This window comes from Vibrio sp. L85 (assembly GCF_963871815.1).
Lineage (GTDB): Bacteria > Pseudomonadota > Gammaproteobacteria > Enterobacterales > Vibrionaceae > Vibrio > Vibrio harveyi.
The window spans coordinates 1-731 of the sequence record NZ_CAWMYL010000025.1 but is presented as its reverse complement, the minus strand read 5'-3'; the positions used below and the strand labels follow the sequence as shown (position 1 = coordinate 731).

1 protein-coding gene and 1 pseudogene are annotated in these 731 nt (G+C 49.7%); both read left to right on the top strand.

The features are described from left to right. Positions 1–168: 168 nt before the first annotated feature. Positions 169–438 carry a hypothetical protein gene (locus AACR11_RS06455; RefSeq protein WP_223295808.1) on the top strand — a complete coding sequence of 90 codons (270 nt, stop codon included), beginning with the start codon at positions 169–171 and terminating at the stop codon, positions 436–438. Next, positions 420–731: pseudogene (locus tag AACR11_RS06450) on the top strand (hypothetical protein); the annotation flags it as partial. The gene AACR11_RS06455 and the pseudogene AACR11_RS06450, both read left to right, overlap by 19 nt.

Below are 731 nucleotides of genomic sequence, written 5' to 3'. Positions count from 1 at the left end.
GCTTGCGGGTAACCAAGCGGCTCAAAACACACAGAACTTAGACAAGCTCACCGAGCTTGCCAAGTTCAAACAAGACAACGGACAAAGCGCGCTAAACAAACAGCAGTTGATTCTGATGGCAATCATTGTGCTCGTACTTGGTTTTGTCCTGTTTAAGGCGGTGCAGAAATGAACCTGACACTTATTAAAGGGCAAGAAGTGCCGCTCAATGTCGAATCGAGCTGGCTATTCATCGAGTCCTATCAGGGCAAATTGTCGGTGCGATTAGATGCGACGGGTGAAGAGTTCACGTCTCAGTGCTTCGCTATGGCAAGCCAATGGGGCGCATCTTACTCAGCGGTGAGGGCGAGCTGTCATTTGAACATGGCAGCGGTGATTTTACCCCGCCAGTCGAAGGGCAAAAGCTCGAAGTTACAGCCATGCCGAAAGTTGAGTTAGAAGATAACCAACAGGTAGTGGTATCCAAAATTCCTAAGATGGAGTTTGCGGATAATCAAACCGTTCGCGTTCACGTGGGTGACAACCTTATTGGGCGTCGTGGCGAATTGCCATTGCCTATTCCTGCTAATGCCAACCGCAAAGGGGTGATTATCAAAGCGCCATCGAGCAATACAGGTTTTGTGAGTATCGAGGGCTTTGAGCTTGCAGCAGGCGAAACGGTCACCATCGAAACGACGGCGGCATTCGAGTTATCAGGAAAAGCGCCAGATACCGCGCAACTATTGGAGTAT

Excerpts from the sequence above, each read along its gene's own strand:
- AACR11_RS06455 (WP_223295808.1), top strand. The coding sequence starts at position 169 with ATGAACCTGACACTTATTAAAGGGCAAGAAGTGCCGCTCAATGTCGAA.